The organism is Novosphingobium sp. 11B, assembly GCF_054589055.1.
Map to the genome: position 1 here is coordinate 68,400 of NZ_BAAILP010000147.1, position 7,774 is coordinate 76,173.

Consider the following 7,774-nt stretch of genomic DNA (forward strand, 5'->3'; position numbering starts at 1 on the left):
CCGGCCTTGAACTTCGGCTGGGCCGAAGCCTTGATTTCCATGGGCTCGCCGGTGCGGGGGTTACGGCCGGTCGATGCCTTGCGCTTGGCGACCGAGAAAGTGCCAAAGCCGACGAGACGCACTTCGTCGCCCTTCTTCAGCGCGCCGGTGACCGCGTCGAACACGGACTCGACAGCCTTGGTGGCGTCGCTGCGGGTCAGTCCGCTGGAATCGGCGACTGCGCTGATGAGATCGTTCTTGTTCATTATGGGAACCCCCTTACCTTTCAGTGGAGCGGATGGTTGAGAAATTCTACTCGCCTCGAGAGGGACGGAATTGAGCCGCTTTTCCTGCGGGTGGCAAGGCCCAAATAGAGCCAAAACTCGCAGTTAATCGCGTTTTTCCGCCGTTTTCTCAGAGACAAAGCGTTGTGCGGCGCAGCATCGGACAAAACCCGGCGCTGCGACTCGCTTGCAGGACTTGCGCCAGCCGATCCGCCGAACATGAACATCAATGGATCGGAGACACGAAAAAAGGCGGCCCGAATCCGAACCGCCTCTTCGTGCAACCCGGCGGTAAGACCGGGTCGCTGACTTTCGCTTACGCGTTGTCGGTGATGCGACGCTCGGCGATACGAGCGCGCTTGCCGGTACGACCACGCAGGTAGTACAGCTTGGCGCGACGCACGACACCGCGACGCACGACCGTGATCGAATCGATGTTCGGCGAGTAGAGCGGGAAAACGCGCTCCACGCCTTCGCCGAAGCTCATCTTGCGCACGGTGAAGTTCGAACCCATGCCACGGTTCGAGCGCGCGATGCACACGCCCTCGTAAGCCTGGACGCGGGTACGGGTGCCTTCGACGACCTTCACGCCGACGCGGACGGTGTCGCCCGGACGGAACTCAGGGATATCCTTCGCAGCCTTGGCGATTTCCTCGGCTTCGATCTGCTGAATCAGGTTCATGAACCCAAATCCTCGTTTTTTCGCCGCGCGCCAGAGGCAGGCTGAACCCGAGCGTCCCTGTGACGCTCCCAGAGGTCCGGCCTGCGTGACCGTGTGTCGTCCTCCGCCTGTCGTTTCCGCCAGGCGGCGATCTTCGCATGATCCCCCGATCGCAGCACTTCAGGGATCGTGCGCCCTTCCCACTCGGTGGGCCGGGTATAATGCGGGTACTCGAGAAGACCGTCCTCGAACGATTCCTCGGTCCCGCTGGAAGGGGCGCCCATTACGCCGGGAAGCAGCCGAATGCAAGCATCGAGTACCATCAAAGCGGCGCATTCTCCGCCAGACAGGACGATGTCGCCGACCGAGACTTCCTCGACCTCGCGGCCTTCGAATATCCGCTCGTCGAAGCCCTCGAAACGGCCGCACAGCAGGATGACGCCTGGGCCGTCCGCCAGTTCGCGAATGCGCTTCTGCGAGATCGGCTTTCCACGCGGCGTCATGGCGATCACCGGCGCGCCCGGGTTGACGCTGCGGGCATGGTCGATGGCGGCGGCGAGGATATTGACCTTGAGCACCATCCCGGCGCCGCCGCCCGCGGGCGTGTCATCGACGGTGCGGTGCCTGTCGGTGGCAAAGTCGCGGATGTGGACGGGATCAATCGACCACGTGCCCTCCGACAGCGCCCTGCCCGCCAGCGACACGCCGAGCGGGCCGGGGAACATCTCGGGGTAGAGGGTGAGCACGGTGGTGGAGAAAGTCATCGCACGCCATTGGCCTGACACCGCGCGGCGATCAAGGTGCTGACGACGGAGCCGGCCGCGCCGACGAAGGGCTGAGGCCTGCTCATCGGTCTTGTCCGGTTGACACGGATGCGTGTGTGAACCAGCGGAGATTTTCGGTATTAGTAATTGATATTATTATTTTTTCATGGTTAGCACTGTGACCTTTGGCGGAACCGCAAGGTGACAGGTCGGAAAAGCACGGCGGTGTGGTCATGCGGGACATGCTACCGATCTCGCTACGTGTAGGACAGAGCGCGAATTCCGGCACGAAGAAAAGCTCACCGCCCACCGTGGATCGATAGGTCTGGTTTGGGTGGGTTGCTGCCGTTCGCCTATTCGTCGTCTTCGTCACGGAATAGCGCGTCCACATCCTCGGGTCGCATACGTTTCAGCTTTGCGTCGAGCTTATGATCGAATCCTCGATCATTTGGCTCCAGTCCCTTTTGAGCCTGTCGGCCAATCTGCTTGAGGTAGCGAGCAGTGGCGGCGGCCAAGCGCTGCTTCTTTTCCAGTGCTTTCATGAAGCGAAACTATCATTTCGGTGAATGACCACAATGGGGCGGAAGCAGTCGCCAGACTTCTCTCCCGACCGCGCCGCCCGGCATTATCTCGTCCAGTTCTCCACCTTCAACCCGGCCACGTCCGCGAAGTCGGCTTCGTTGTTCGTGACGACGATCGCAGCGATGCTCAGCGCGTGTGCGGCCAGCAGGCGATCGAAACGGGCGCGCCTGAACGGCAACCGAGCATATTCGCGCGCGGCCATTTCATCGAACGGCATCAGCGGCACGGCTTCGAGAAATGCCTCGAGGACTCCTGGCAGCGGCGGCTCCTGCAGTTGCACGCCCAATGCGATCTCGGCGAAACTGATGGTCGATATGACCACATCACCCGGTTCGCAATCGGCCAGCCGGGCATTGACCGGACTTGCCTGATCCACCATCGCGTAGATCGAGCTATCGGCGTCGATCATATAGCGCGTCACTCGCCGCTCTCAGCCTTCTCGCGGGCAGCGATAGTGCTCGGCCGTTCCTCGAATTCGCGCAGTTCCGGTGGCAGCGGCTTGAGCCAGGGCGCCTTGCCCGCGAAGCCACTGACGTCGATCTTGCGCCTTGGCTGCTCCTTGGCATGCAGGCGCAAGTCACCGTCGACCCATTCGGCGATCCATTCGCGGTCCGGCTCGATACCCAGACCAGCGGGCATCCGGATCGCGACCGAATTGCCCGACTTGAAGCTTCTGGTGGTGTATACCTTGCCCATGACGCGCTCCGGCAATGTATATATACATCGCCGGACAGCACGCGACAAGGCGAGCTATTCTTCCGCGAAGGCCGCGTTGAGGACGATACGCTCGTCGTTCCATTCGGGCACGGCGGCAGGCGTCATCGGCACCATGAAACGGCGGCGCTTGCCGTCCTCGCTCACCGGCCGTTCGATCTCCAGCACGTCGCCCGCGCCGAAGTTCTCGACCGCCACGCACGTACCCAGCGCCTCGCCCTCTTCCGAGACGGCAGGCAGGCCGAGGAAGTCCGCGTGGTAATACTCGCCCTCCTCCAGCGCTGGCATCGCCGAGCGTGGGACAGTGAGCACGGTGCCGCGCAGCTTTTCCGCCGCGTTGCGGTCCTTCACCTCGTCGAAGCGGGCGATCGCGCCGCCCTTGCCGTCGTCCTTCAGCTTCACCACGGTGAGGCTGGAATCGTTGAAGGCGCGGTAGCGCTTGAGCGCAGCCACGCCTTCACCGAACAGCTTGAGGCGAACCTCGCCCATCACGCCGTGCGCGCCGGAAACGGCGGCAAGCGTGACGGGGCGATCCTTCTTGCCGTCAACCAAGGCTCAGGCCTCGGTCGATTCCTCGGCGGCTGCTTCGGGAGCAGCTTCCTCGGCCGGAGCAGCGGCGGCAGCAGCAGCGGCTTCTTCGGCTTCGCGCAGCTTGGTGGCGCGGTCTTCAGCGCGCTCCTTGGCCTTCTTGCCGGGCTCTGCCTGCTTCGGGTTGTTGGTCGCGGCGCGCTCCTTCACGCCGGCCTTGTCGAGCAGGCGGGCAACGCGGTCGGTCGGCTGGGCGCCCACGCCGAGCCAGTAACGCACGCGGTCCTCGACCAGACGCACGCGGTTCTCGTCGTCCTTGGCGAGGATCGGGTTGTAGGTGCCGACCTGCTCCAGGTACTTGCCGTCGCGCGGCGCGGTCGCGTTGGCGACGACGATCTTGTAGTACGGGCGCTTCTTGGCACCACCACGCGAAAGACGGATCGAAACGGACATGAGACTTACCTTTCTATAATTCTGGGAATATTTGAGATTATCGTTTCAGGAATTTGCTGAGATCGGCCCCGCCGCCACCAAGCCCGGGGAAGCCCCCGGCCGAGGGACCGAGACCGGCACCGCCAAGGCCCGGCATCGCGGCATCGAGGCCGCCCTTGCCGAACATCGCGGCCAGCCCCTTGAGGCCGCCCATCTTCTTGATCTGCTTCATGGCCTTGGACATCTCCAGGTGCATCTTCAGCAGCTTGTTGACGTCCTGGACCTGGGTGCCCGAGCCGTTGGCGACGCGGATCTTGCGTTTGGCGTTGAGCAGTGCGGGATTGCTGCGTTCCTTCGGCGTCATCGAGCCGATGATCGCGTCCATGCGCAGGAGGACGCGGTCGTCCATGCCCGACTGCTGCATCGCTGCCTTGGCCTTCTTCATGCCCGGCATCATGCCCGCCAGCGCGCCGAGGCCGCCCATGTTCTGCATCTGCTTGAGCTGCATGCGCAGGTCGTTCATGTCGAACTTGCCCTGCTCCATGCGCTTGGCGAGCGCTTCTGCATCCTCGATCTTGACCGCTTCGGCGGCCTTCTCGACCATGGAGACGATGTCGCCCATGCCCAGGATGCGGTTGGCGACGCGGCTGGGGTGGAAGACCTCCAGCGCATCCATCTTCTCGCCGGTGCCTGCGAACTTGATCGGCTTGCCGGTGACGGCACGCATCGACAGCGCCGCACCGCCGCGCGCATCGCCGTCCATGCGGGTCAGCACGACGCCGGTGAGGTCCACCTGCCCCGCGAACGACTGCGCGACGTTGACCGCGTCCTGACCCGTCAGCGAGTCGACCACGAGCAGCGTTTCGCGCGGGGTCGAGATGGCGGCGACCGCCTTCATCTCGTCCATCAGCTGCTGGTCGACGTGGAGACGGCCCGCGGTGTCGAGCAGCAGCACGTCCACGGCCTGCAGGCGCGCGGCCTGCATGGCGCGGGTGGCGATCTCGGTGGGCTGCTGGCCGGCGATGATCGGGAGCGTGGCGACGCTCACCTGCTCGCCCAGCACCTTGAGCTGTTCCTGCGCCGCCGGACGGTTCACGTCGAGCGAGGCCATCATCACCTTCTTGCCCTGCTTCTCCTTGAGAAGCTTGGCGATCTTGGCGGTGCTGGTGGTCTTGCCCGAGCCCTGGAGGCCGACCATCATGATGACGATCGGCGGCACGGCCTCAAGGTCAAGGCCGGGGGTCTCTTCGCCGCCCAGCGTCTCGATCAGCGCGTCGTTGACGATCTTGACGACCTGCTGGCCCGGCGTGACCGAGCGCAGGACGTTCTGGCCGACGGCCTTTTCCGTGACGGTATCGATGAAGCGGCGAACCACAGGCAGCGCGACGTCGGCCTCGAGAAGCGCGATGCGCACTTCGCGCATGGCATCGAGAACGTCCTGCTCCTTGAGCGCACCGCGCCCGCGCAGCTTGTCGAAGACGCCGCCAAGGCGATCTGAAAGACTGTCGAACATACGGCCGCTCACTCCATCAAGGCCCGGCTGATCAGGCCGAACCGCGAAACGCAAAAAACGCCGGTGGGCGAAACCTCGCTGACCGGCGTGCATGACTTTATGCGAAAAACGCCGGTGGACGAAACCTCGTCAACCAGCGTGTCGCAATCATGCGAAACTTCAATGTAGCGAAATGGTGGAGCCTAGCGGGATCGAACCGCTGACCTCCTGCATGCCATGCAGGCGCTCTCCCAGCTGAGCTAAGGCCCCAATCATTTCAGCAAGTTAGCCCTGGGGGGACCAACCCGTTTCCCTTGTTTTCGGCGTTTCAGAGAAGCGCTTCCGCTTGGGAGGCCGCCATCTACGGGCGGTCCGAAAACTTGGCAAGAGGAAAATTTGCGTGATGTCGATTTTTTTCGGCAGCGAGTTTTGAAGCCCGGCTCGCCGTTCAAAACCACACCTGCGCTCCTGCTCCCCCTTCATCCCCGCGAAGGCGGGTGGCCCCACTGATGCGGGTTCAACAGGAGCCGTCGGGAGCTGGGTTCCCGCCTTCGCGGGAATGACTGGGGGAGCGAAAGCGCGGCAGCGTGCGCCACCGAACAAGCATCCCAGAATCAGCCGGGGCCGGTTCGCTATAAAGCGGACCAGCCCCGTGTCAGATCAGTTGTCGTGGTCTTCGTCGTCGCCGCCGGCGCCGATACCGAGATCGTCGTCACCGCCGAGGTCCACATCGTTGTCCGGCGAATCGCCGTCGTCATCGATGTCGAGATCCTCTTCGGCCAGATCCTCGTCCTCGGTCTCGACGACTTCCTTCTTCTTCTGGATTTCCTCATAGGGAATCGGCTGCTTGGACTTGAGCACCGGCTCGGGGGTCCATTCGTTGCCGCATTCGATGCAGGTGACCGGGTCATCCTTGCCCAGGTCGTAGAAGCGGGTGCCGCATTTCGGGCAGCCATGCTTGGCGCCCCATTCAGCCTTGGCCATGGAAAGTCCTCGTCTGGCCCGTTCCGGATGGCGCGGGCGAAGTAAATTGCGTGTCTTGATGGGAAAGCCTGCGCACTTAATCAAGTCTCGCGAGATTAGGCGCGCAAGGCCGCATCAGGGCGCGCGCCTTGCCATAGCGGGCAGGCGCTGTCAAAAGCCGCCCCGTTTTTGCAGCATTCCAGCCTCGAAAGTCCAATCCCGTGAGCCACGACACGCTAAACATGCGCCCCCGCCGCTTCCTGCCGACCGGGCCGCTCAAAGGGCGAATCCGGGTTCCGGGCGACAAGTCGATCAGCCATCGCTCGATCATGCTGGGCGCGCTGGCAGTGGGCGAGACGAAAGTGACCGGCCTGCTCGAAGGCGAGGACGTGCTTTCCACCGCCGCCGCGATGCGCGCGATGGGCGCCGCCGTGACGCGCACCGGGGAAGGCGCCTGGACCGTCAACGGCGTCGGCGTGGGTGCGCTGCTCCAGCCCGAAGCGCCGCTCGACATGGGCAATTCGGGCACGTCGACGCGCCTCTTGATGGGCCTCGTCGCCAGCCACCCGATCACCGCGACCTTCATCGGCGACGGCTCGCTCTCCAAGCGCCCGATGGGCCGCGTCATCGATCCGCTTTCGGAGATGGGCGCCAGCTTCGAGGCATCGGAAGGCGGCCGCCTGCCCCTTATCCTCAAGGGCGCCAGCCCGGCGGTGCCGATCCGCTACCGCCTGCCGATGGCCTCGGCACAGGTAAAGAGCGCGATCCTGCTGGCCGGCCTCAACACGCCCGGCATCACCACCGTCATCGAGCCGGTGCCCACCCGCGACCACTCCGAGCGGATGCTGCGCGGATTCGGCGCCGACCTCACCGTCGAGACCGATGCCGACGGCGCGCGGGTTATCTCGATCCGGGGCGAGGCCGAACTGAAGCCGCAGACCATCGAGGTTCCGGGCGATCCTTCGTCCGCCGCCTTCTTCATCGTCGCTGCTCTGGTGATCCCGGGCAGCGAAGTGCTGATCGAGAACGTCGGCCTCAACCCCACCCGCGCCGGGATCGTCGAAGTGCTGCGCCAGATGGGCGGCTCCATCGAGGAAGTGAACCCCCGCGAAGTCGGCGGCGAGCCGGTCGCCGATTTGCTGGTCAGGCACTCCGCGCTCAAGGGCATCGATGTCGATCCCGCGATCGTGCCCGCCATGGTGGATGAATTCCCCGTCCTCTTCGTCGCCGCCGCGCTGGCCGAGGGCGTGACCACCACCACCGGCCTCGAGGAACTGCGCGTCAAGGAATCGGACCGCATCTCCGTGATGGCGACCGCCCTCGCCGCCGCCGGTGCCACCGTGCGCGAGACCGAGGACGGCCTCGTCATCACCGG

Annotated in this window: 11 protein-coding genes and 1 tRNA gene; 1 reads left to right on the forward strand and 11 read right to left on the reverse strand. The window is 64.2% G+C overall.

Annotated elements, in window-relative coordinates; genetic code table 11:
* The 11 genes from ACYPYD_RS13935 to ACYPYD_RS13985 form a co-directional block, all read right to left on the reverse strand.
* On the reverse strand, positions 1-245 hold a 245-nt coding region (locus tag ACYPYD_RS13935; RefSeq protein ID WP_459663716.1), incomplete at its 3' end, for an HU family DNA-binding protein.
* Between the two features lie 334 nt (positions 246-579).
* On the reverse strand, positions 580-945 hold the full coding sequence (gene rplS, locus ACYPYD_RS13940) for a 50S ribosomal protein L19 (protein WP_008829168.1): 366 nt from the start codon (positions 943-945) through the stop codon (positions 580-582).
* Positions 942-1,688: a tRNA (guanosine(37)-N1)-methyltransferase TrmD gene (trmD, locus tag ACYPYD_RS13945; protein WP_459663717.1), complete on the reverse strand. Its 747-nt coding sequence runs from the start codon at positions 1,686-1,688 to the stop codon at positions 942-944. The genes rplS and trmD overlap by 4 nt, the downstream gene beginning before the upstream one ends.
* Before the next feature lie 353 nt (positions 1,689-2,041).
* A complete protein-coding gene (locus ACYPYD_RS13950) occupies positions 2,042-2,230 on the reverse strand; it encodes a hypothetical protein (RefSeq protein WP_232495859.1) in 189 nt (62 codons plus the stop codon).
* Between the two features lie 83 nt (positions 2,231-2,313).
* Positions 2,314-2,679 carry a PIN domain-containing protein gene (locus ACYPYD_RS13955; RefSeq protein ID WP_459663719.1) on the reverse strand — a complete coding sequence of 122 codons (366 nt, stop codon included), beginning with the start codon at positions 2,677-2,679 and terminating at the stop codon, positions 2,314-2,316.
* 8 nt (positions 2,680-2,687) lie between these two features.
* Entirely contained in the window at positions 2,688-2,966 is a 279-nt protein-coding gene (locus ACYPYD_RS13960; protein ID WP_069707467.1) for a hypothetical protein, read from the reverse strand.
* Between the two features lie 54 nt (positions 2,967-3,020).
* Positions 3,021-3,536, reverse strand: a complete 516-nt coding sequence (gene rimM, locus ACYPYD_RS13965; RefSeq protein ID WP_459663720.1) for a ribosome maturation factor RimM — start codon at positions 3,534-3,536, stop codon at positions 3,021-3,023.
* A 3-nt stretch (positions 3,537-3,539) separates the two neighbouring features.
* Positions 3,540-3,965 (reverse strand): 30S ribosomal protein S16, encoded by a 426-nt coding sequence (rpsP, locus tag ACYPYD_RS13970; protein WP_285018071.1) that lies wholly within the window; start codon positions 3,963-3,965, stop codon positions 3,540-3,542.
* A 37-nt stretch (positions 3,966-4,002) separates the two neighbouring features.
* Positions 4,003-5,457, reverse strand: a complete 1,455-nt coding sequence (ffh, locus tag ACYPYD_RS13975; RefSeq protein ID WP_036522535.1) for a signal recognition particle protein — start codon at positions 5,455-5,457, stop codon at positions 4,003-4,005.
* 173 nt (positions 5,458-5,630) lie between these two features.
* Positions 5,631-5,706 (reverse strand) — tRNA-Ala (locus tag ACYPYD_RS13980).
* A 390-nt stretch (positions 5,707-6,096) separates the two neighbouring features.
* Complete coding sequence (locus ACYPYD_RS13985; RefSeq protein WP_008829084.1) at positions 6,097-6,420, reverse strand: TIGR02300 family protein; 324 nt, start codon at positions 6,418-6,420, stop codon at positions 6,097-6,099.
* Between the two features lie 221 nt (positions 6,421-6,641).
* Between ACYPYD_RS13985 and aroA the strand changes: the two genes are divergently transcribed.
* Positions 6,642-7,774: 3-phosphoshikimate 1-carboxyvinyltransferase (aroA, locus tag ACYPYD_RS13990; RefSeq protein ID WP_459663743.1), on the forward strand; the 1,133-nt coding region annotated here is incomplete at its 3' end.